The 22,006-nt window shown below is 36.0% G+C and carries 23 protein-coding genes and 1 riboswitch; of the genes, 10 read left to right on the top strand and 13 right to left on the bottom strand.

Annotated elements, in window-relative coordinates:
• Positions 1-17: 17 nt before the first annotated feature.
• The 4 genes from NLJ82_RS06870 to phaR form a co-directional block, all read right to left on the bottom strand.
• Positions 18-1,211, bottom strand: coding sequence for an NAD(P)/FAD-dependent oxidoreductase (locus NLJ82_RS06870; protein ID WP_000772476.1), 1,194 nt, complete (start codon positions 1,209-1,211; stop codon positions 18-20).
• A gap of 95 nt (positions 1,212-1,306) precedes the next feature.
• Positions 1,307-2,392, bottom strand: coding sequence for a class III poly(R)-hydroxyalkanoic acid synthase subunit PhaC (gene phaC, locus NLJ82_RS06865; protein WP_000206335.1), 1,086 nt, complete (start codon positions 2,390-2,392; stop codon positions 1,307-1,309).
• Between the two features lie 82 nt (positions 2,393-2,474).
• Complete coding sequence (locus tag NLJ82_RS06860) at positions 2,475-3,218, bottom strand: acetoacetyl-CoA reductase (RefSeq protein ID WP_000250412.1); 744 nt, start codon at positions 3,216-3,218, stop codon at positions 2,475-2,477.
• A gap of 151 nt (positions 3,219-3,369) precedes the next feature.
• Complete coding sequence (gene phaR, locus NLJ82_RS06855) at positions 3,370-3,852, bottom strand: polyhydroxyalkanoic acid synthase subunit PhaR (RefSeq protein WP_000566940.1); 483 nt, start codon at positions 3,850-3,852, stop codon at positions 3,370-3,372.
• Between the two features lie 198 nt (positions 3,853-4,050).
• Between phaR and phaQ the strand changes: the two genes are divergently transcribed.
• The 7 genes from phaQ to NLJ82_RS06820 all read left to right on the top strand — a co-directional run bounded on the left by phaQ (position 4,051) and on the right by NLJ82_RS06820 (position 9,526).
• Positions 4,051-4,503, top strand: a complete 453-nt coding sequence (gene phaQ, locus NLJ82_RS06850) for a poly-beta-hydroxybutyrate-responsive repressor (protein ID WP_000903020.1) — start codon at positions 4,051-4,053, stop codon at positions 4,501-4,503.
• Positions 4,504-4,545: 42 nt separating this feature from the next.
• Positions 4,546-5,070 (top strand): polyhydroxyalkanoic acid inclusion protein PhaP, encoded by a 525-nt coding sequence (gene phaP / locus NLJ82_RS06845; protein WP_000448589.1) that lies wholly within the window; start codon positions 4,546-4,548, stop codon positions 5,068-5,070.
• Positions 5,071-5,171: 101 nt separating this feature from the next.
• A complete protein-coding gene (locus NLJ82_RS06840) occupies positions 5,172-5,615 on the top strand; it encodes a MaoC family dehydratase (protein WP_001067916.1) in 444 nt (147 codons plus the stop codon).
• A gap of 148 nt (positions 5,616-5,763) precedes the next feature.
• A complete protein-coding gene (locus tag NLJ82_RS06835) occupies positions 5,764-5,949 on the top strand; it encodes an alpha/beta-type small acid-soluble spore protein (RefSeq protein WP_001140707.1) in 186 nt (61 codons plus the stop codon).
• Positions 5,950-6,063: 114 nt separating this feature from the next.
• On the top strand, positions 6,064-7,383 hold the full coding sequence (locus NLJ82_RS06830; RefSeq protein ID WP_000822318.1) for a TrkH family potassium uptake protein: 1,320 nt from the start codon (positions 6,064-6,066) through the stop codon (positions 7,381-7,383).
• A 38-nt stretch (positions 7,384-7,421) separates the two neighbouring features.
• Positions 7,422-7,587, top strand: a riboswitch (yybP-ykoY riboswitch).
• Positions 7,588-7,677: 90 nt separating this feature from the next.
• Complete coding sequence (locus tag NLJ82_RS06825) at positions 7,678-8,472, top strand: TerC family protein (RefSeq protein WP_000383322.1); 795 nt, start codon at positions 7,678-7,680, stop codon at positions 8,470-8,472.
• Between the two features lie 202 nt (positions 8,473-8,674).
• Positions 8,675-9,526 carry a formate/nitrite transporter family protein gene (locus NLJ82_RS06820; RefSeq protein WP_000893050.1) on the top strand — a complete coding sequence of 284 codons (852 nt, stop codon included), beginning with the start codon at positions 8,675-8,677 and terminating at the stop codon, positions 9,524-9,526.
• 27 nt (positions 9,527-9,553) lie between these two features.
• Here NLJ82_RS06820 and NLJ82_RS06815 read toward each other — a convergent pair whose 3' ends face one another.
• From NLJ82_RS06815 to NLJ82_RS06775, 9 genes are all read right to left on the bottom strand, one after another.
• Complete coding sequence (locus NLJ82_RS06815) at positions 9,554-9,865, bottom strand: cyclic-phosphate processing receiver domain-containing protein (RefSeq protein WP_001103780.1); 312 nt, start codon at positions 9,863-9,865, stop codon at positions 9,554-9,556.
• A 14-nt stretch (positions 9,866-9,879) separates the two neighbouring features.
• Positions 9,880-10,602, bottom strand: a complete 723-nt coding sequence (locus tag NLJ82_RS06810; RefSeq protein WP_000495747.1) for a prepilin peptidase — start codon at positions 10,600-10,602, stop codon at positions 9,880-9,882.
• 112 nt (positions 10,603-10,714) lie between these two features.
• A complete protein-coding gene (locus NLJ82_RS06805) occupies positions 10,715-11,425 on the bottom strand; it encodes a LutC/YkgG family protein (protein WP_000147208.1) in 711 nt (236 codons plus the stop codon).
• Complete coding sequence (locus NLJ82_RS06800) at positions 11,425-12,846, bottom strand: LutB/LldF family L-lactate oxidation iron-sulfur protein (RefSeq protein ID WP_000061914.1); 1,422 nt, start codon at positions 12,844-12,846, stop codon at positions 11,425-11,427. The genes NLJ82_RS06805 and NLJ82_RS06800 overlap by 1 nt, the downstream gene beginning before the upstream one ends.
• Positions 12,847-12,862: 16 nt before the next feature.
• Positions 12,863-13,582 carry a (Fe-S)-binding protein gene (locus NLJ82_RS06795; RefSeq protein WP_000869149.1) on the bottom strand — a complete coding sequence of 240 codons (720 nt, stop codon included), beginning with the start codon at positions 13,580-13,582 and terminating at the stop codon, positions 12,863-12,865.
• 168 nt (positions 13,583-13,750) lie between these two features.
• Positions 13,751-14,440 carry a FadR/GntR family transcriptional regulator gene (locus tag NLJ82_RS06790; protein ID WP_254915594.1) on the bottom strand — a complete coding sequence of 230 codons (690 nt, stop codon included), beginning with the start codon at positions 14,438-14,440 and terminating at the stop codon, positions 13,751-13,753.
• 226 nt (positions 14,441-14,666) lie between these two features.
• Entirely contained in the window at positions 14,667-16,067 is a 1,401-nt protein-coding gene (locus NLJ82_RS06785) for a sensor histidine kinase (RefSeq protein ID WP_000494834.1), read from the bottom strand.
• A gap of 3 nt (positions 16,068-16,070) precedes the next feature.
• The gene (locus tag NLJ82_RS06780; RefSeq protein ID WP_000049881.1) at positions 16,071-16,742 is read right to left on the bottom strand and encodes a response regulator transcription factor; all 672 of its coding nucleotides are present in this window, start codon (positions 16,740-16,742) and stop codon (positions 16,071-16,073) included.
• Complete coding sequence (locus NLJ82_RS06775; RefSeq protein WP_001232399.1) at positions 16,735-17,709, bottom strand: YncE family protein; 975 nt, start codon at positions 17,707-17,709, stop codon at positions 16,735-16,737. Before NLJ82_RS06775 ends, NLJ82_RS06780 begins: the two co-directional genes overlap by 8 nt.
• A 136-nt stretch (positions 17,710-17,845) precedes the next feature.
• Here NLJ82_RS06775 and NLJ82_RS06770 point away from each other — a divergent pair, with 136 nt between their 5' ends.
• From NLJ82_RS06770 to NLJ82_RS06760, 3 genes are all read left to right on the top strand, one after another.
• Complete coding sequence (locus NLJ82_RS06770) at positions 17,846-18,961, top strand: CdaR family transcriptional regulator (protein WP_000898630.1); 1,116 nt, start codon at positions 17,846-17,848, stop codon at positions 18,959-18,961.
• Positions 18,962-19,078: 117 nt separating this feature from the next.
• Positions 19,079-20,491 carry a glycolate oxidase subunit GlcD gene (gene glcD, locus NLJ82_RS06765; RefSeq protein ID WP_000890742.1) on the top strand — a complete coding sequence of 471 codons (1,413 nt, stop codon included), beginning with the start codon at positions 19,079-19,081 and terminating at the stop codon, positions 20,489-20,491.
• Positions 20,488-21,816, top strand: a complete 1,329-nt coding sequence (locus tag NLJ82_RS06760) for a (Fe-S)-binding protein (protein WP_000209636.1) — start codon at positions 20,488-20,490, stop codon at positions 21,814-21,816. The genes glcD and NLJ82_RS06760 overlap by 4 nt, the downstream gene beginning before the upstream one ends.
• Positions 21,817-22,006 lie beyond the last annotated feature (190 nt).

The following is a 22,006-nucleotide window of genomic DNA, read 5'->3' as shown; positions in this document are numbered from 1 at the left end:
ACTTCGCTACCTTTTTTCTATCGATTAAATAAAGAAAAATCTTTACTTTCTTTATTTGTAAATAACTGCTCAAATATTTTAGCAAATACCATTCCATACACAGTTCCATTACCTCCATATGGCAATGCATAAAATAAATTATGTATCTTATTATCTTCTTTTAAAATAGGGAGACCATCATGACTACCGCCAAATGCTGCCGCCCAATAGTAGTCTGCCTGTATAGTTTTATACTGCGGGAACATCTCTTTTATAATGTTAATAAGGACATCACGCTTATGCAATAATTTCGTATCACCGATTGTTTGAATTTTCATTGCTTCATCCAATCCACCTACAATAATACGGTTTTTATACGTTCGAAAATATAAATACGGCCGTGCTGTTTCCCAAATTAATGATTGCTCATGCCAACCTTCAAATGAATCTACCTTATTTGTCACAACTGCATATGATGTTTCCACTGTTGTATTTTTTTCTTTCTTTCCGAAAAGTGCTTCATAACCAGTCGCCATAATAATATTCTTTGCTACAATTTGATTTCCTGTTTTCGTATAACAAATTAAATCATTTTGACGTTTTTTTATATGTATGGCCTCTGTATATTCATATATAGTAGCACCCATTTGATTTGCTTTATGCAAAAGGCTATGCGCTAATAAATACGGATTTACCTCAGCATCACCGTGTGTATATAATGCCGCTTGTTTTGTAAAAGGATACCGTTCCTTAATATCAGATGCTGTAAAATACTCAACTGGAAACTCATAATTCTGTAACGTTTTATATTCCTCTTGTAAAAATGAGACATCTTCACTTTTACTTGCATAATATAAACTGTTTCGCGGAATAAACTGGGGATCGATATCGAGAGTCGGTACAACTTTCTCCATTGTTCGTAACGCTTCGTAACAAAGCTTATATGCTCGCACCCCTTTTTCTTCTCCAAATGTATGGATAAGTGAGGTTAACGATTTATCATGAAGAAATTGTAATAACCCTGTATTAGCAGCTGTGCTGCCACATGAAATCATATTTTTTTCAATAAGTGTAACGCGCATTCCCATTTTCGCTAACGAATACGCTATTTGAGCACCCGCTTCGCCACTTCCAACTACAAGCACATCACATATCATATCATTTTCTAACGATGGATAACAAGGCATAGAAGCTCCTGTATCCCAAAACAACTTACCAATCATAAGCTTCATAATTATACTCCTAAAATATAAATTTCTCCTTTCTATGTTTTGTTATTTTACATAAAAAAAATCCAACTAACACATGCTAGTTGGATTTTTTATTTTTACTTAGAGCGCTCGTCAAGCCAGTCTCCAATCGTCGGATACGTTTGTTTTACCGCTGTTCCACCGTAAACAATCGACATATGTCCCGTTGGTAAACATACATATTGTTTATCTGTGCTAGAAATATGATCTAGCAACGCTTCTACTTGGCACGGCAGGGCGATATGATCACGTTTCCCTGAAATATTTAAGACATTCGCCTTAATATTTGCAAGGTCTACCTTTTGTCCGCGAATAACGAGTTCACCCTTAACCAATTTATTATTTTGATAAAAATCACGAATCCACTGTCTGTATGATTCACCTGGGAACGGAATGCCATCGCCAACCCACTTTTGAACTAACCTCCAGCTTTCAACGAAGCGCTCATTCTCTGAACGATCTACTAAAGCAACATATGGACCAACAAAGTTCGTAATTGGTTTTAACATTTTGTTTCCGAAATCAATCATTTCTGGCGGAATATTTCCAAATGTATCAACCGCTTTATCTAGATTGAAGTATTTCTCATCTAATAAAGGACCATATAATCCTGTTTCAGAGAAATCAAAAGGACTTGTCATAAAGATTAGGTTACGAATTGGCATGTGCGGATGAAGTGCCGCATAAATAGAAGTTAGCGTTCCCCCCATGCAATAACCAAGTAAAGAAATCTCGTCCGATTTTGCAGTTCGCATTACTTTTTTCACTGCTTTTGCAATATAATCAAACACAAAATCATCAAATTTCAAATGACTATCTTCTAAACCAAATGTGCCCCAATCAAGCATATACACATCAAAACCACGGTCCACTAAATATTCCACTAAACTATTTCCAGGAGTTAAATCCATAATATATGGTTTATTAATAAGAGCATATATTAATAGAATTGGGACTCTTTGTGTTTTTTCTTGTTTTGGAATGTAGCGATAAAGCTTCGTCTTATTCTTCGTCCAAATAACCTCTTTCGGCGTTAATCCTACTTGTGGCTCTGGTTCACGTAATAAAATTTCACTCGCCCTTTTCACTCGGCGATATGCTTTTCGGTACTCTTCTGGGTATAGCTCTAATTGCTTTTCCCATTCTGTTGCGAATGTAGTCATTTTTCTATCTCCTTTTTGGTCAATTTCCTTCTAAAAAAAGAAGTGCATTCCTGCTATGGATATGCACTTTTTTCTTACTTCATTACATATATAATCCGCCGTTAATGTTTAATTGCTGACCTGTGATATAAGCACCGTCACGGCATAGGTATACTACACCTTTTGCAATTTCATCAGCTTGACCAAAACGTTTTTTCGGGATTTTCGCAACGATTTTTTGGCGTACTTCTTCTGGTACTTCTGCTACCATTTCAGTATCAATAAACCCTGGGCAAATAGCGTTTACAGTTACATTTGTTTTTGCAAGCTCTAATGCTAATGATTTTGTAAATCCTAGCATACCTGCTTTCGCTGCTGAGTAGTTTGTTTGTCCAAATCCACCCGCTTGACCAATAATAGAAGAAATGCTAATAATTCTACCTTCTTCCGCTTCCGTTATGTATGGAAGTACCGCGCTTGTCGTATTAAACACACTGCTTAAGTTCACGTCAATTACGCGTTCCCAATCTTCACGATTTAACTTTTTGAATGTACGATCTCTTGTAATACCAGCATTATTAACAAGAATATCAACTTTACCAAAATGATTCACTGCTTCTTCTACAAGTCGGTTTGCGTCTTCTACTTTAGAAACATCTGCTTGAACTGCATAAACGTCATGTCCTTCTTTTCCTAGTTCATTTACTAAGTTTTCAGCTGCTTCTTTACTGCTGTTATAGTTAATAACAACTTTTGCGCCCTCTTGTGCTAACGCTACTGTGATTGCTTTTCCAATCCCTTTTGCCCCACCTGTTACGATTGCTACTTTGCCATTTAATTGAACCATTTCTTTTCCCCCTTAAATGAATTTGTGAACGACTATTATGAATCATTTTGGTACTCATACTATGGAGTCCCTATATAATTATGTTTCGCTGTTTATACATAGAAAAGAGATTCTCCCTTTCTCTTTCATATGTTATAAACAAGCGCTATTATCACTTTTTATTTTCTGGCTTATTCGTAGGTTTTACTTCTTCTTTTACAGGTTCTTGTAGTTTTGCTAGTACTGCATTTTGCTTTTCTAGCAATTCTAAAATTTGATCAACTTTCGTTTCTAATGTGCGAATATCTTGTTTTACTTTCGTAACATCGCGCTTTAATGTAGGAGCTTGTCCTACTGACTCTACCTTATCTTCTAGAAACTCCTCAATGTTATCCACTTTATTTTCTAAGTTAATAACAAGCGTAGCCACTCTAGCGATATCCTCTTTCGTAGGCACATTTACCTGCTCTAAATAATTTTTTGTCGTATCATTTAATGCTTTTTGATAAAACAAATTCAAATCTAGAACGCTGCCCATCCAAGCAGAATATTCTTCTGTTTTAATTGTTTCATTGAGCGCTTTTCCCCAAAATGTTTCGGTTTGTTCATAAGCATTTTTCCATGCTTGTAGTGGATCGAATTTTTGATCAATCACTTTACCTACACTCCCTTTTTCGTTTTTGAAACAATTCAACCTATTCATTATTTTCTAATATTCTGAATAAAACTTCAAGTCTATATTTTATTTTTTTCTATTTTCTAACAAATGTATTGACTTTAAAAACAGATAGGTGTAAATTGCACTTATAAGCAAAAAATTCCATCTAACTGATTCATGAGGTGATGCACAATCATGCTACATAATGAACCAGAACAACGCGAAAGTTTGGAGAACAACCAAGCAAAACAACCAAACTCCATGCCAAAAAACTTCTTAGTTCCCTTCTTACTTCTCTGTCTTAAAGACTGGAGTCTTCATGGTTACAAACTTATTCAAATGCTAATGGATATCGGCTTTTCTTCTGTTGACCAAGGTAATGTGTACAGAACACTACGCAAATTAGAAAAAGAAAACCTTATTTCTTCTACTTGGGATACAAGCGACGGAGGGCCAGCCAAAAGAATTTATTCTTTAACTGAATATGGAGAGCAATATTTAACAACATGTGCGACTTCTTTTGAGCATTATCAAAATATGTTGCGGACGTTTTTCACGTTATACACCAATGCATTCTTTCCATTTTCTACTTCTCCAGAAAAGGATGAAAAAGATTCTTCATCTTCACCTGGTGATACAGCAGAGTAATCTGCGTTCACAATATGTAAAAAAACATTTGGGGGTCAAACAATGGAAACTAAACCATACGAATTAGTCGATGCATTTTGGAAAAACTGGTCTCAATCACTTTCCCTTTTCTCTTCAGCTGGGAAACAATTAGAGCAACTTACTTTAGAAACATTAAAACAACAACAAGATGCTTTGCATAAATTAACATCAGGAGTAGATGAACTAGAAAAAGAACTGCAACAATTTACTACTCAATTCAATAATCAGTATACAGATTACGTGAAGCAATTAACTGGAAACTCCTTAAATGATCAAATTAATGAGTGGCAAGACAAATGGAAAGAGCTTTCTGCTCATATGCAACAGCTAACTGTTTCTCCTACAAAAACATCTTTGTCTATCCTTACTCAAACAAGCGGTCAATTTGAAGAAACAACGAAGCAATTTATTGAACAACAACAATTACAACGTGAAGAGGCTCAAAAACAGTTAGAAGGTTTTTTGGAAGATTTCAAGACAAAACAGTTGGAACTCGCAAAAAAGTTCGAGGAAAACTCAAAAAATCTATTTACTTCCATCAAGTAAGAAAAATGTGGGAGCTAACTGCAGCACAAACAAAACTCTTTCTTCCTCCTACTACATCAAGATGGCTAGCATTTTTCGATATGGAAAAGAAGGAGGACAAAATGAATCCATTTCAAGAAGCACAAACCGTCCCGGAGCTTCGTTATGATGAGATTCAAGTCGGTGATCAAGCATCACTTACAAAAACGATTACGGATGAGGACGTTATCAATTTTGCAAAATTGACTGGAGATGTGAATCCTATTCATATTTTAGATTCTTTTGCAAAAACGACAATGTTTAAAGAACGTATTGCTCATGGTATGCTCGTTTCAAGTTTTATTTCTACCATCCTTGGAACGAAACTCCCGGGTAAAAATACGATTTATTTATCTCAAAACGTTTCATTCCGCGCTCCTGTCAAAATCGGCGATACACTTCGCGTTGTGGCAGAGGTCATCAAAAAACGTGATGATAAAAAAATCATTACGTTGCAAACAAATATATATAATCAATCGGATGATATTGTCGTGGAAGGTACAGCGACAATACTAAAAAAAGAGTAGCAAAAATTGCTACTCTTTTTTCTATCCAATAACTTCTAATCACACCGATTACTTCCGCGTATGAGCACGCCGGTTCCACATAAAATAACGGTACCAGTTCAGATACATACTTAGCTGAACTGGATTACTCATAAGGATGTGTATCATCATGGCAAAAACAAACAAATTACTAGTTCCAGGTGCTGAACAAGCACTTGATCAATTTAAATATGAAATTGCACAAGAATTCGGCGTAAGCTTAGGGTCTAATACTGCATCACGTTCTAACGGATCAGTTGGCGGTGAAGTAACAAAACGTCTTGTTTCTTTAGCTCAACAACAATTACGTGGATAACAATATAACATATGGCTTAGAGGCAGATATTCTCTGCCTCTTTCTATTTTTAACATACATAATGGTGCTTTTTCACATACTAGTAAAAGCAAACTGAAAGGAACGATATGTAACATGAAACGGATTAACATTCACATGAGTCCTCCCCGTGTTCTTACTTTGTCTTTTATTATGTTATCAATTATCGGTACATGCTTATTAAAATTGCCAATTGCTACAACGACGTCTATTTCATGGCTCGATGCTTTATTTACAACCGTTTCTGCTTGTACGGTTACAGGGCTTGGTGTTGTGGACACTGGGAAAGTATTTACCTTATTTGGCCAATGTGTCATTTTAATACTTATACAAGTGGGCGGACTTGGCATTATGAGCTTTGCCGTTTTAATTGCGATTATGCTTGGCAGAAAAATTGGCCTTCAAAACCGAATTTTATTGCAACAAGCATTAAATCAAACGAATATAGGCGGTGTCATTCGTCTTGCCAAAGCATTATTTTTATTCTCTTTTACAGTCGAATGTATCGCTGCTTTCATTCTTTCTTTTGAATGGGTACCGAAATATGGGATTGCTAAAGGGATCTATTATAGCTTTTTTCATTCCATCTCTGCTTTTAACAATGCAGGTTTTTCTGTTTGGAGCGATAATTTAATGTCCCACTCTCACAGCATTCTTGTCAATCTCGTCATTTCCTCCCTCATTATTTTAGGTGGGATTGGTTTTACAGTAATCGTAGATATAAAAAGAAAGAAAAATTTTAAAAACCTTACATTACACTCAAAACTTATGCTCTCTTCTACTCTAATCATCAATATTATTGCGACTGTTTTTATTTTTATATTCGAGTTTCACAATTCTCTTTCTATGAGAGGCTTTACCCCATTTGAAGAAGGCATGGCTGCTTATTTCCAAGCTATTTCAACGCGTACTGCCGGGTTTAATACAGTTGATATTTCCGCATTATCAAAGCCTTCCCTTTTATTAATGATGCTTCTAATGTTTATCGGAGCCGGTAGTGCTTCAACCGGCGGTGGGATTAAATTAACAACCTTTTTAATCATGTTTTTTGGGGTATTTAAATTTTTACAAGAGCAAGATGATATTGTCGTGTTTAAAAAATCCATTAAAGATACTCTCATTGTCAAATCATTAACCATCGCTATTATTTCTATTTCATTTATTTTTTTTGCTATTTTAATTTTAAGCATTACTGAGGGAGTTCCTCTATTGATGAGTGCTTTCGAAGTATTTTCAGCATTTGGGACTGTCGGTCTCAGTATGAATTTCACACCACACTTAACGATGATTGGAAAAGCTATTATTATCTTTATGATGTTTTTTGGGAAGATGGGGCCTTTAACATTAGCTTTTTCATTTGCACGTAAAAAGAACCGGAAAATAAAATATCCGAATGAAGACATTTTAACAGGTTGACAACCGTATAAATTATCCATATAATGAGAGTACAATAGCATATCTCCAAAGGGGAGTAGCGTCCAAGAATATTTCTTGGAAACAAAGTCGTCATTACGTAGAACTTAGTTCTTCCGGCTTTGTTGGCATTTTCATTACATATGTCTAGCAAGACCTTTGCCTATTAACGGCAGAGGTCTTTTTTGCATTCATTACCAAATTCTTCCAAAGTTAATAGGCAGGAGTATGGGGAAACTAAATAGTGGGGAAATTCTTCACTTATTTAGTACTTATAGAAATGAGAGGAGAATGTACATGGATGTATCATTATTATTGGAGTATGGTTGGGTATTACTCATCCTAATTGCACTAGAGGGGATTTTAGCGGCTGACAACGCTCTTGTTCTTGCAATTATGGTAAAACATTTACCAGAAGAAAAAAGAAAGAAAGCACTATTTTATGGATTAGCAGGGGCATTTGTTTTCCGTTTCGGATCGTTATTTATGATTTCGTTCCTAGTCGACGTATGGCAAGTGCAAGCAATCGGTGCCATTTACCTTATGTTTATCGCTGGTAATCACTTATTTAAAACGTATGTTAAAAAGAATACAGATGAAGAAACAGAAGAAAAAGAAGCAAAGAAAAAACAAGAGAACTTTTGGTGGACCGTATTTAAAGTTGAAGTTGCAGATATCGCCTTCGCAGTTGATTCTATTTTAGCTGCTGTTGCATTAGCAATGACTTTACCAAAAACAGGATTAGGTACAATTGGTAGTCTTGATACTGGACAATTCGTTGTTATCTTTGTAGGTGGACTTATCGGATTAATCATTATGCGATTTGCGGCAACTGCTTTCGTACAAATTTTAAAACGTAAACCAGGACTTGAAACTGCGGCATTCTTAATTGTAGGTTGGGTTGGTGTAAAACTAGCAGTTTATACGTTAGCACACCCTGCATTAAATGTAATTCCGCACTCATTCCCAGAATCTACACCATGGAAGCTTACATTCTGGATTGTATTAGTTGGAATCGCAGCTGGTGGTTGGTTCTTCTCAAAAGAAGTAGAAACAAAAGTAGAAAAGAATTTAGACGAAAAAGCGCTGTAATTACAGTGCTTTTTCTTTTTTCCTTGTCCCCTCTCTATGTCCAGAAAAATTCTATTATACTATCTTCTGCAAACGCTTTCTTAATATATGTATGTCCTTTTTGTGAAACATTGCACAAACTTATTGAAACTATAAAAGAATCCATGTACTTTATTCATATAAGGAGTATTTATAGATGATGTACTAAAGGAGCGTATTACTCATGCTAGAACAAGGATTAGATTATGTTGTCAAACTGGCTAAGAGCAAAAAACAAATGTTAGATACAAACCCGATGCAATATTTCATTCGTGCAGCACTTGCGGGTATTTATATCGGTTTTATTATTGTTCTATGCTTTAAATTAGGTAACTTTTTTCACATTGCAGATTCACCAGCAACTTATTTAGCTGCTTCTATGTTTTTCGGAATTGCTCTCGTACTTATTATATATGGTGGTGCTGAATTGTTTACTGGAAACACAATGTACTTCACTGTAGCAACATTAAGAAAAGAAACAACACTATCTGATACACTTCGTAACTGGGTTGCTTGTTATGCAGGTAACTTAGCGGGTGCTTTATTCTTTGCCTTACTATTTTACGCAACTGGCATTTTTGAAGCAATTGATCACGGTCATTTCATGAATAAAGTAGTAGAAGGAAAAATGAATACACCTACAATGCAACTATTCTTTAAAGCAATTTTATGCAACTGGCTTGTATGTCTTGCTTGTTTCTTACCTTCTCAAGTTAAAGGTGATACAGCAAAAATTATGATGATGATGATGCTCGTTTTCACATTCTTCTTATCTGGTTACGAGCATAGCATCGCAAACTTATCACTGTTTGCTTTATCTTTAATTTCACCGCATCCTGAGACAATTTCTTTTGCAGGTGCTATTCATAACTTAATTCCAGTTACAATCGGTAACATTATTGGTGGGTCTGTATTTGTCGGTATGGTATACCATTACTTAACAAAGAAAGTACCTGACGTGAAACAAGAAGAAACTGAATTAGGAGCAGCTCAACAAGAAGAAATCATTCCGTTGCAAGCGCATATGAAACATTAAAAACTCCAAAGTTTTACTTTGGAGTTTTTAGCTCCCCACATATTTAACAACAAGATTAGGATTAATCTCTCCTTCTTCCTTCCCCTTATTCATTCTCTGTTTCATCTTATGCATACCGATGACATCATTCGTATGAAAGTGTATTTCATTTACATATAAACCCTCTTTACAAAAAGCTTCGACAAAATCTAATCCACTTTTTTCTCCCCATCCCATATTGAAATCAAGGGAAAGAACATTCACCTCATAATCTCGTACCATTTGCAAAGCACATTCTACTGTAGTTGCGAGCACGTAACCGTACGGACAACTTCTTTGATCATCCATATATACATTCATTTTCTATCCCCTCTCTATTTTGCATACGTGACCAACATGTAACATATTGCCCCAAGACTAATAAAAGGACCAAACGGTATTTGAGTCCTCATTTTCATACGTTTTAATACGAGACCAGCTCCAAAGAAACAAAGACTAAAGCAAGATGCTAAAAATAAAACGATAAAAATCCCTTTCAGTCCCACTATAAATCCAAGTAACGAAAGTAATTTTATATCCCCTCCCCCAAGCCCTTCTGGATATATCTTTTGCATGCAGTATAACAAAATGAATATAACGCAACTACCAACTATACTATCTATCCAAGTGACTAACGGTATAAAAGCACATTCTAAAATGAGTAAACAAGCAAACCAAGCTAAAATACGATTTGGAATTAACATATATATGTAATCTGTAACTGAAATAATAAGAAGTAACGCAAAAAGTGATAAAACGATAATAAGCTCTCGTTCCACCCCAATCATATATACAGTAAGAAGACATATCATTCCAGTTACAAGTTCAAATACTACGTACAAAATTGAAATTTTCCTCTTACAATTCGTACAACGCCCTCTTTGCATACAAAAAGAAATGATTGGAATCAATTCTTTTGGCTTTAGCACATACTTACAATAATGACAATATGAACGCGGGGTTATGATAGACTCCCCTAGCGGAACTCTCATCGCAATTACCATAAAAAAAGAACCAAACACCATCCCCGCTAACAATGCATATACATAAGTGAACATCCCTTCCTCTCCTTTCCAAAAGAACATAGCAAAAAAAGGAGAGAACTTCTACTTCATATTATCTCTATTCTATTAAAAAAGCAGGCCATTTTCTGGCCTGCTTTCCCCTATTTTATACGATGAAATATACTGCTTTTAATGGTCCATGTACTCCGACAACAAGATTCATTTCTATATCTGCCGAGTTACTAGGTCCTGTAATAAAGTTAATACAAGATGCCACTGTCTCGCCATTTTCTACACGCTTGTTCATATCCTCAACTGCTTGTGTAATACGAGGTACAAGTGTTTCACGTGGAATAATAGCAAGGTATACAGTCGGTAAAAAGTGTAAAGAACGGCCTTGGCCTTTATGACTTTGTACAACGATCGTACCAGATTCGGCTAAAGTATAATCACTAAATGCAATTCCAATATTCGCTCTTTCCGCAATACGCATATTCTCTTCTTTTTTCTCAGGATCCCATACGTTCACTTCAACATTTTGCTTTGGAAGTTCTTCTTTAAATAAAGAAGTCAATCCATAAGAATCAAAACGTTCATCTGCCGATAACATAATAGGTCCCCCGCCGTTTTCAACGATTACTTTTTGAATATCTTCACGTAAACGGTCATTTGTCGTTTCCACAACAGTTGTATGAATGTTTGTACATTGATTTTTAAATACTTCTAACAATTCTTCTTGTGAATAATTTTTTAACGTTTCTTTATTCACATTGTTTTTCCATACTGGACGTTTTACACCATCCGTTTTACGCGCGCGTCCAAGTTCTTTTGCAATATTTTCTAGAAAGGACTCACGGTTTTGAATTAATCCTGTCATTATTTGTCCCCGCCTTTCTTATGATCTTTATACCAATCACGGAATCGTTCTTTACTTGGAGCCGGGAATTCACGAATATCTGTCCAGTTTTTAAGTGGCCCAACACCTTTTGATACACGGTTACCAGATGTAAATGGACTCATTGCTGCTGGCGCCATCTTTGATCCCATTTTATATAAAGCTGCTGAAGATGCACCCATACTAAACATTTTCATTGCTAATTTTTCTGCAAGTGGAGCACGACCTTCTTGCTCAACGATAACTTGACGATGTTTTAATAATAAATCATGCAATGGGATTTTTACTGGACAAGCTTCTGTACACGCTCCGCATAAACTAGAAGCATAAGGAAGCTCTTTATAATCATCATATCCACCTAAAAGTGGTGTTAATACCGCCCCAATTGGTCCTGAGTATATAGAGCCGTATGAATGTCCACCAACATGTCGATATACAGGGCATACGTTCACACAAGCAGCACAACGAATACATTGCAACACTTGACGGAATTCAGATCCAAGAATTTGAGAACGACCATTATCAACCACAACTAAGTGGAATTCTTCTGGGCCATCTACTTCCTCTTCTTGAATTGGTCCCGCTACCGTTACATAACTTGTTAACTTTTGACCTACTGCACTACGACATAGTAAACCAACTAAAACATCTAATTCTTCCATTGTCGGAACCATACGTTCCATACCCATAACCGCAATTTGTGTTTTTGGAATCGACATAACAAGGTCGGCATTACCTTCATTTGTTACTAAACAAAGAGAGCCAGTATTTGCAACAGCGAAGTTACAACCTGTCACACCAATTTCAGCATCCATAAATTTTTCACGAAGTTGTTTACGAACAAACTTTGTCATTTCGTATGGATCATCAGAATTTTCATAGCCAAGCTTTTCTTTAAATACGTCACGAATTTGCGTTCTATTTTTATGAAGAGCAGGCGCAATAATATGTGAAGGTGGATCGTTATCTACTTGCAGAATATACTCTCCTAGATCACTTTCTAACACTTCACAACCGATTTCTTCAAGCGCATGGTTCATACTAATTTCTTCTGTTACCATTGACTTTGATTTTACTACCTTTTTTGCCTGCTTCTTTTTGGCAACGTCTTGAATATACTTTGCTGCTTCCTCTTTCGTTTTCGCAAAGTACACATGTCCGCCTCTTTTGGATACATTTTCACTTAACTGCATTAAGTAATAATCAAGATTTTCTAACGTATGTTGACGAATTTCTTCACCGAGTTCACGCCATTCTTCCCAGTTTCCTAATTCATCTGCTGCTTTTAAACGATTCGTATATAAGCGTGTTTGTGCAGAAGATACTGCTCCGCGCATAAACGAATCTTGAATTCCATCGCCAACGCGATCATTAAATTTTTTCTCACTGATTTTCATAGACATAGCTTATGTTCCCCCTTCATGAGCGACTATTCAGTACCTCAGCAATATGCATTACTTTTATTTCTTTTCCTAAACGCTCAATACGTCCGCCAATGTTTAACAAACACCCACAATCTGCACCGATTAAATAATCAGCGCCTGTTTCCATTGCACTATCTACCTTTTCATCTACCATTTGCTCAGAAATTGGAGTCATCTTCACTGAAAACGTTCCCCCAAACCCGCAACAATTTTGCACATTTGGTAACTCTCTCACAGTTAACCCTTTTACATTTGATAATAAAATTCCTGGTGCCTCTGTTACTCCAAGCATACGTGTCATATGACATGATTTATGAATAGTAGCAATCCCTGGTAAACTTGCACCAACATCAGTAACCTTTAAAACGTCTACAATAAATTGTGTAAATTCATATGTTTTATCAGCAACTTTTTGTGCACGTTTAGCCCACTTCGGATCATCTTTAAAAACATGCGGATACTCATGAAACATTGTCGCACAAGAACCAGATGGCGTAACGATATATTCTGCATCTTCAAAAGTTTCAATCATATGTTTCATCGCTTCTTTTGCAGCTTCTACATGGCCGCTATTATAAGCAGGCTGACCGCAACAAACTTGTGCTTCTGGAAATTCAATTTCACAACCTAAACGCTCCAACACCTCAACTGTTGCTTTGCCGACATTTGTTTCAAACATATCGACTAAACAAGTAACAAATAAAGTAACTTTCATAATTATTACTCCCCCTTTTTACAACTCCACCAACAAACATATGGTCATCAGATGACTAAAGAGAGAAGAAATAGGCTCAACCATGGCCTATCCTCTCCCTCTTCTAAAGAAAACGCTTACTTAATCTCTCTCTATTTTATCAGAAAATTAGATTTTTAAAAGATTAAATTAAGAATTTATATCGTTGCTACCTGTGACAATATGTTCTACATTTGTTAAATGATCTAGCATTGCTTGCTGCGCTAATTCTACATCTTGCTTTAACACTGCATCATATATAACTTGATGCTCTTCTATAAGTCGTTCTGATGTTGTTTGTTCACCATATAAAATAATGCGTCTTGATTCACCAATCGTTTCAGCAATCATCTCTGAAACATGATTCATAAGTTCAAGCAAAATGTTGTTATGCGAAGACTCTGCAATTCCCATATGGAACTGAAAATCTGCTTTTTCACCAGCTTTTTCATCTCCAACGCTCTTTGCCATTTCATCTAACCAATGCTTCATATTTTGCAAATTATCTTCCGTACGTTTTGCCGCAGCTGCTCGAACTGCCCCCACTTCAAGCACCTTTCGTACTTCTAATAAATTCAAAATATCTTCTTTCTTCATCAATAATCTATTGTTTAATGATTTTGTTAATGAAGAAGAATCGAAGTTCTTCACATATGTACCTTCTCCTTGTTTCATCTCAATTAAGCCCATTGCTCTTAGCGCACTTAGCGCTTCACGAACAGCAGATCTACCAACTCGAAACTGCTCAGCTAATTGATGTACAGGAAGTAGTTTGTCACCAGGTTTTAACGTACCATTTTTAATCATTGTTAAAATAGCTTCAGATACTTCTTCGTAAATCTTTTTCGGTTTAATAGATTTGTACTCCAGTTAAATCACCTCAGTATCTTCCAAACAACAATTGAAACGATTTATAAGAACTTTGCATCATAACTATTTTAGAACGAATTGGTAAGAAGTACAAATGTTTTGTTCATAAAATCGTCAAAATTCCGATATTTATTACATATTAATTTATATCTTACGTATAATTATTGTCTTCCATATAAAGAGCATGCCCTAAAAATTAGAACATGCTCTCCTCATCCTGTACTTTCAATTTAATACTAACCGTCGTACCGTTCCCTTTTTCACTTTCAATTCGCCACTGTCCGTCATGTATATGAACAATTTGTCTTACAATTGCCAGGCCTAAACCTGTTCCACCATGTTGACGACTTCTCGCTTTATCAACTCGGTAAAAACGCTCGCCAAGGTTTTCCAAATGCTCTGTATCAATACCGATCCCCGTATCTTTTATGTTCAATTCACAGTAATCATCTATCTGTCTGAGCGTTACCATAATATCCCCGTTTTGATTTGTATACCGTATCGCATTATCTAACACGTTATGAAGCACCTGTTGCATACGATCCTCATCAATCATTACAATGATTTCTGGATTTAAATTTGTTGAAATACGAATTTTCTTTTCTATAAACTTAATCTCATACGTATCTAACACATCTTCAATTAGTTGTGAAAAAACGATAGGTTGTTTCTTTAACGGAAAATGTTCACCTTCTAATTGTGCTAAATCTAATAAATCATGAACGAGACGCTGCATACGATCTGCTTCTTTATGAATAAGCTGTGTTACTTTTTCCTGTTGTGGTCCCTTCGCTACACCGTCTAAAATAGCCTCGCTATATCCTTTTATATAACTAAGCGGTGTTCTTAGTTCATGCGAAACGTTGGCTAAAAACTCCTTACGCTTTACGTCTTCTGTCTCCAAAGAATTTGCCATTTTATTAAATGCTTTTCCTAATCGCCCAATTTCATCTTCAGAAGAAATTGTAATTCGTTCTGAGAAATCCCCCGTAGCCAAATGATTGGCAACTCGTTCCATTTGCGAAAGTGGTTTCGTAATAGCAATAATAATTTTTCTACCAATCCATATTGTCAGTAAAGTTATAGCAAGTGCTAACGGTGCTAAAATAAGACCCATATCATATATTAAGTCTTTTATACTTTTTAAAGGAATATAAGAATATACAATACCAACTAATTTTTTATTTTCTAAAACAGGGATGACAACCCCCATAATATTACGGTCAAAATGTTCCTCGTATCCTATCTTTGTCACAGTTTTTCCATCTAATAATGCTTGCCTGTCCCCTTCACTTATAAGAGAATGATGGTGCACATCAAATGGTAAACATGCACTTAAATCACGTGGGTTCGATACGAAAAGAACGTCTGAACTAGATATTTGATCAAATGCTCTTACTTTCTCTTCAAAAATTGATATTCCTTCGCGCTTATCATATTGCGCAGAAAGACGCTTCCCTTCCATTACTAATGAATCTTTTAAATTATCAACGTATAGCTTTTCATACGAGTATAAAGATACAAAATAAAGAAAGGAAACTGTTACAAATACTGCACATACTACTGTCAGCCAAAGCTTCTGTACCATCGTAAACATACGTTACACCTCAAATTTATATCCTACACCCCAAACAGTTTGAATGTAGTTTCCACTTTCTCCAAGCTTCAAACGCATCGTTTTCACGTGCGTATCTACGGTTCTTGTACTTCCGGCATAATCATATCCCCATACCTTTTCCAGCAATTGTTCTCGGCTAAATACTTGTCCTGTATGTTGGCAAAGAAAATAGAGTAAATCAAACTCTTTTACTGTAAGAGAAATTGGCTCACCATCCACCTCAATTTTCCTACTTTTTTCATTAATAAGGATCGGTCCAAACTGAAATTCCTCTTGTTGCTCTTGCTTTGTATAACGCCTTAATACAGCTTCCATACGAGCAATTAATTCGCCAGGACTAAATGGCTTTACAATATAATCATCTGCTCCCATACGTAAGCCGTTCACCCTATTCCACTCTTCACCTTTTGCTGTTAAAAATATTATTGGTACATCTGACGTTTTTCTAATTTCTTTACAAACTGAAAGTCCATCCATCTCTGGCATCATAATATCTAGTACAACGAAATCATAATGATTTGTCTCTAATTTTTTTAGAGCTTCTTTTCCATTTTCAGCTTCTCCCCACTCGTATCCGAAATTATCTAAGTACATTCCAACAAGTTGCCTCATATCACTTTCATCATCTACAACTAGCACCCTATATTTACTCATTGTCCTTCCCTTCTCTCTCTATGAGTTGAAACGGTCCTTTTCCGACTTTAATTGTTTGTTTTATTTTCAAATTCTTCATATCCATGACGCACACTTCATCACTATCATAGCTTGCTACGTATCCTTCTGCTCCGCTCTTCAAAAATGCAAATGGGTTTGATCCTACTTCTACAGAAGCCACCTCTTTATACGTGCTAACATCAAACTTTCTAAGCGTATTCGAACCGTGACTTAATGCATATACGTACTTATGATCCTTCGTAATATTCACAGGCATAAACGGAGCGTGTAAAGAACGTACCATTTCTCCGCTCTGCAAAGAATACACTAATACTTTCTCATTTACCTGATTTCCATCACCATGTCCGCCAATCCATATTTCTTTCCCATCTGGACTAATTGTTGCCCCCGTTGACGCTGGTGGAATCATAAAGGATTGTATTACTTCTTTTTTCTTTGTATCAATTGTCGTTAGCTTCGTATCATAAAAGTTTAATACAGATAACTGGTTATGGTACTCTACCATCGTTATTGGTCCTTTTCCTGTCGAAACATTCCCTGTTTCTTTTCCATTAATCGTAAAGAACCTTATCTTTTGGGCATTTTGATCGGCAGCAAATAATTGCTTTTTATCTTCTGATACGACTACATTTACAATGCCTTTTCCTGTTTTATATTTTTCCACTTGCCTTCCTTCTGCTAGTGAATATACATACATGTACTCTAACTGCTTACCATATACAAGTATGTCCTCACCATTTGGAAGTAGTACAATCCCTGCCATTGGTTCGTTAAGTTCCCATGTCGTAATTAACTTTTTAGTATGTTTATCAATAAAACTAAGGCTACCTTCTTTTATATTCGTTGTTATAATAACGCTTTTATCTTTAGCAATCGATGTATAGGAACTTCCTTGACACCCTACTAATAGAAATAAAAAACAGAGAAGAAAAACAGACTTTCTCAAAAGATCCCCTCCATCTTCGGATGATTTCGTTATAATTGTAAAATAACAAATAAATGTGTGGAAAGTGTGAAATTTCCCTTTCCTACTTTATTTACATATATAATGTACAACAAATAGAATTTGAGGTGTGCCAATTATGCTTTTTCCTGATTTAGCAAATAAAATTGTACGAGAAGTACGCAGACTAATTAAAGAAAATATTATTATCATTAATATACAAGGCGTTATTATCGCAAGTACAGATATAGAAAGAATCGGCCAATTTCATGAAGGCGCACTCCGCTGCGCAAAACAAAAGAAAACTGTCATTATTACAAAAGAGGATGAACGACGTTTGCAAGGCGTAAAGGCAGGTATGAATCTCCCTTTACTATTCCATGACGAAGTAATTGGTGTCATTGGAATTACAGGCGAACCTGAAAATATTTCACAATACGGAGAAATATTACGTAAAATGACCGAACTACTCATCCATGAAAACTACTTTTTAGAACAACTAGAACTTGAACACCGTTCTTATGAGGCATTTGTCTTTGATTGGCTTCAAAATACAGACTGGTCTCCAAGCTTTCTCGATCGTGCCAAAACACTTGGTATTGATTTATATAAGAAGAAACAACTTATTTTGTTCTCTATCGATCAAAATGACACGATGCTTCAGCGTAAGATTTGGCAACACGTACGCAATCTATTAACAAAGGAGCATCTATTTGTTCGCTGGGGAAATGATCGATTCATTTTATTTACAGCCACGAACTCCAAAGAGCAAACATATCAATTTTTAAAACGATTAAAACAAGACTGTGAAACTTTATTTTCTATTCCTTTATATATCGGGATTGGCCAATCCGTTACGCCAAGCAATATGAATTTATCGTACGAACAAGCATTACAAGCTCTTTCCGTATCACTTGAAACGAAAAACATTGTATTTAATGAAGATTTACGTTTAGAAATGTGCTTACAAGATATTTCTGCGGAAACGCGGGAACAATTTCTAAAGCGCACCATCGAAAACTTACTATCATCGCCTGAACTTATGCACACTTTACGTTTATTTATTGATTATAACCAATCCTATAAACAAACAGCGGAGCAATTACATATACACATTAACACATTGCATTATAGACTTAAAAAAATTGAGGAGTATACAGGACTTGATCCGAAACAATTCAAAGACTTAAATATTTTATATTTCTCGCTCCTCTTATTAGATAATCAAACAAAAAAGAATGATAAAACAGATTAATCTTTAGATGATTATACATAGAAAGAATCCCCCGACTTTTTTATCATTATAATGAAAGCACTGTGACAACGTTTTTTATTATGACTCATTACGTTAACAGTTTGAGGGGGATTTCCAATGTTAGAAAAACAAATTATTGATTCATTCGTATCCATTGTTGGCGAAGATAATGTAGATACATCCAATATGGGGCGTTTAACGTATAGTTATGATGCCACTCCAAACTTCCAAGCAATGCCTGATGCAGTCATTGCTCCTCGTAATACAAATGAAGTAGCTGAAGTATTAAAAGTATGTAACACTCACAAAATCCCTGTATATGTTCGTGGGTCTGGAACAAATCTTTGCGCAGGGACATGTCCACTTGAAGGCGGTATCGTCCTTATCTTCCGCCATATGAATAACATTTTAGAAATTGATGAAGAAAATTTAACAATTACTGTACAAGCTGGTGTTATTACGCTTGATATTATTAAAGCAGTAGAAGAAAAAGGTTTATTTTATCCACCAGATCCAAGCTCAATGAAAATTTCTACAATTGGCGGTAACATTAATGAAAACTCGGGTGGATTACGTGGATTAAAATATGGCGTAACACGTGATTATGTGATGGGGCTTGAACTTGTCTTACCAAATGGTGATATGATTCGCACTGGTGGTAAATTAGCAAAAGATGTAGCTGGTTACGATTTAACTCGTTTATTTATCGGTTCTGAAGGAACACTTGGCGTCGTAACAGAAGCAATATTAAAACTTGTTCCTATGCCTGAAACGAAGAAAACGATGCTTGCACTCTATGAAGATATTAATGAAGCTGCACGTGCTGTTTCTTCTATTATTGCAAATAAAATCATTCCAGCGACACTTGAGTTTTTAGACCAGCCGACAATTGAAGTAGTAGAAGAGTTTGCTCAAATCGGTTTACCAACTGACGTAAAAGCAATTTTATTAATTGAACAAGACGGTCCGCCTGAAGTTGTTAATCGAGATATTGAAAAAATGGCTAACGTTTGTCGTTCCATGAATGCAGTTGATGTTCGCGTCGCAAAAGATGAAGCGGAAGCAGATGCGCTTCGGACAGCTCGCCGTAGTGCACTGTCAGCACTGGCAAGATTAAAACCTACTACAATATTAGAAGATGCAACGGTACCACGCTCACAGATTGCTCCGATGGTTGAAGCGATTAATGCCATTGCCAAAAAATATAATATTCCTATTTGTACGTTTGGCCATGCTGGCGATGGCAACCTACACCCAACTTGTATGACAGATGCTCGCAACGAAGAAGAAATGCACCGAGCTGAACAAGCTTTTGCTGAAATATTTGCGAAAGCAATTGAACTTGGTGGCACGATTACTGGTGAACATGGTGTTGGTGCGATGAAGGCTCCGTATTTAGAAATGAAGTTAGGTAAAGAAGGTATTGCTGCTATGCAAGGAATTAAACAAGCCTTCGATCCAAATAACATTATGAATCCAGGAAAGATGTTCGCGAAGGACACTCGTAAAAGAGTGGTGGTTGAGCGATGACAACATTAAATAAAGAAAACATTCAAAAGGAATTTAAAGAACGATTAAGTGAAGATGAACTACTAAACTGTATGCGATGCGGTTTCTGCTTACCAACTTGCCCTACTTACATTCAATCTGGATATAAAGAATCACATTCCCCGCGTGGACGTATCGCATTAATGAAAGCGGTCGTTGACGGCTTAATTGAGCCAGATGAAGATGTTGAAAACACATTAAATGTTTGCCTCGGCTGCCGTGCTTGTGAACCTGTTTGTCCATCTGGTGTGAATTATGGACATTTATTAGAAGAAGCTCGTGATATTATAAATCAAAACAAAAAGTTTTCAATGCCAGTGAGAGCTGTTCGTAAAGTCGTTTTTGAAGGACTTTTCCCGCATCAAAATCGAATGAGAACATTAACAGGATTAATCGGATTTTATCAACGTTCCGGCTTACAAACGCTAACACATAAAACAGGGATTATGAAGTTATTCCCTGAAACACTTGCAACAATGGATCTCGTTTTGCCTAAGGTCCCTAAAATGAAAGCAATGAAAGATCGCCCTGAATTTTTACATGCTGAAAGTACGAAGAAGAAACAAGTTGCATTCTTCACAGGTTGTTTAATGGATACAATGTTTTTAGAAACAAATAACGCAACGATGAAACTGCTTCAGTTAGCTGGTTGTGATATCGTTATTCCGAAAACACAAAGTTGCTGCGGGGCATTACATGGACATGCTGGTGAGAAAAATGGGGCAAAGGAATTAGCAAAACGCAATATAAAAGCATTCGAAGATTTAAACATCGACTATATTATTACGAATGCTGGTGGTTGCGGAGCTTACCTCGTAGACTACGATTACTTGTTAAAAGATGATCCACAGTGGGCTGAACGTGCAAAGCAGTTCGTTTCTAAAATTAAAGATATTACTGCTATTCTAGTAGAACTAGATTTCCATAAACGTAATGACTTACGAGTCACGCCGCAAGTTATTACGTATCAAGACTCTTGTCACTTACGCAATGTTATGCGAACATCTTCAGAACCTCGTATGTTACTAGAAGCAATTCAAGGCGCAACATACCGCGAAATGAAAGATGCAGATCGTTGCTGTGGTTCTGCTGGTATTTATAACATTGTTCATTCAGAACTATCTATGGAATTTCTAGATTACAAAATGGACCGTGTGCATGAAACAGAAGCAGCAACCATTGTTACTGCAAATCCAGGTTGTTTATTACAAATGAAATTAGGCATTGAACGAGAAGGTCTTTCTCATAAAATGAGAGGAATTCACATCGTTGATTTATTATTAGAAGCAATTGAAACCAACTCGTAATAACTCGTAACATACGTAATAATAGGAAAACGGCTATCTCCTTCGTCTATGTAAAGAGATAGCCGCTTTTTTGTCCGCTACAACATTAAAAATATGTTACTTTATTATAAAAAAGAACAACAGAAACATTACAGTTTTGTAAAAATCAATCCATTATATTCCTCAAAAAAACGCTCAAACCATTGATACA

Origin of the sequence: Bacillus paranthracis (genome assembly GCF_024296885.1) — a bacterium.
GTDB classification, from domain to species: domain Bacteria; phylum Bacillota; class Bacilli; order Bacillales; family Bacillaceae_G; genus Bacillus_A; species Bacillus_A paranthracis.
This window is presented reverse-complemented; position numbering and strand designations above follow the sequence as displayed.

Coding starts and splice junctions, on each gene's coding strand:
- NLJ82_RS06870 (WP_000772476.1), bottom strand. CDS start 1,211: ATGAAGCTTATGATTGGTAAGTTGTTTTGGGATACAGGAGCTTCTATG.
- phaC (WP_000206335.1), bottom strand. CDS start 2,392: ATGACTACATTCGCAACAGAATGGGAAAAGCAATTAGAGCTATACCCA.
- NLJ82_RS06860 (WP_000250412.1), bottom strand. CDS start 3,218: ATGGTTCAATTAAATGGCAAAGTAGCAATCGTAACAGGTGGGGCAAAA.
- phaQ (WP_000903020.1), top strand. CDS start 4,051: ATGCTACATAATGAACCAGAACAACGCGAAAGTTTGGAGAACAACCAA.
- phaP (WP_000448589.1), top strand. CDS start 4,546: ATGGAAACTAAACCATACGAATTAGTCGATGCATTTTGGAAAAACTGG.
- NLJ82_RS06840 (WP_001067916.1), top strand. CDS start 5,172: ATGAATCCATTTCAAGAAGCACAAACCGTCCCGGAGCTTCGTTATGAT.
- NLJ82_RS06835 (WP_001140707.1), top strand. CDS start 5,764: ATGGCAAAAACAAACAAATTACTAGTTCCAGGTGCTGAACAAGCACTT.
- NLJ82_RS06830 (WP_000822318.1), top strand. CDS start 6,064: ATGAAACGGATTAACATTCACATGAGTCCTCCCCGTGTTCTTACTTTG.
- NLJ82_RS06825 (WP_000383322.1), top strand. CDS start 7,678: ATGGATGTATCATTATTATTGGAGTATGGTTGGGTATTACTCATCCTA.
- NLJ82_RS06820 (WP_000893050.1), top strand. CDS start 8,675: ATGCTAGAACAAGGATTAGATTATGTTGTCAAACTGGCTAAGAGCAAA.
- NLJ82_RS06815 (WP_001103780.1), bottom strand. CDS start 9,865: ATGAATGTATATATGGATGATCAAAGAAGTTGTCCGTACGGTTACGTG.
- NLJ82_RS06810 (WP_000495747.1), bottom strand. CDS start 10,602: ATGTTCACTTATGTATATGCATTGTTAGCGGGGATGGTGTTTGGTTCT.
- NLJ82_RS06805 (WP_000147208.1), bottom strand. CDS start 11,425: ATGACAGGATTAATTCAAAACCGTGAGTCCTTTCTAGAAAATATTGCA.
- NLJ82_RS06800 (WP_000061914.1), bottom strand. CDS start 12,846: ATGTCTATGAAAATCAGTGAGAAAAAATTTAATGATCGCGTTGGCGAT.
- NLJ82_RS06795 (WP_000869149.1), bottom strand. CDS start 13,582: ATGAAAGTTACTTTATTTGTTACTTGTTTAGTCGATATGTTTGAAACA.
- NLJ82_RS06785 (WP_000494834.1), bottom strand. CDS start 16,067: ATGTTTACGATGGTACAGAAGCTTTGGCTGACAGTAGTATGTGCAGTA.
- NLJ82_RS06780 (WP_000049881.1), bottom strand. CDS start 16,742: ATGAGTAAATATAGGGTGCTAGTTGTAGATGATGAAAGTGATATGAGG.
- NLJ82_RS06770 (WP_000898630.1), top strand. CDS start 17,846: ATGCTTTTTCCTGATTTAGCAAATAAAATTGTACGAGAAGTACGCAGA.
- glcD (WP_000890742.1), top strand. CDS start 19,079: ATGTTAGAAAAACAAATTATTGATTCATTCGTATCCATTGTTGGCGAA.
- NLJ82_RS06760 (WP_000209636.1), top strand. CDS start 20,488: ATGACAACATTAAATAAAGAAAACATTCAAAAGGAATTTAAAGAACGA.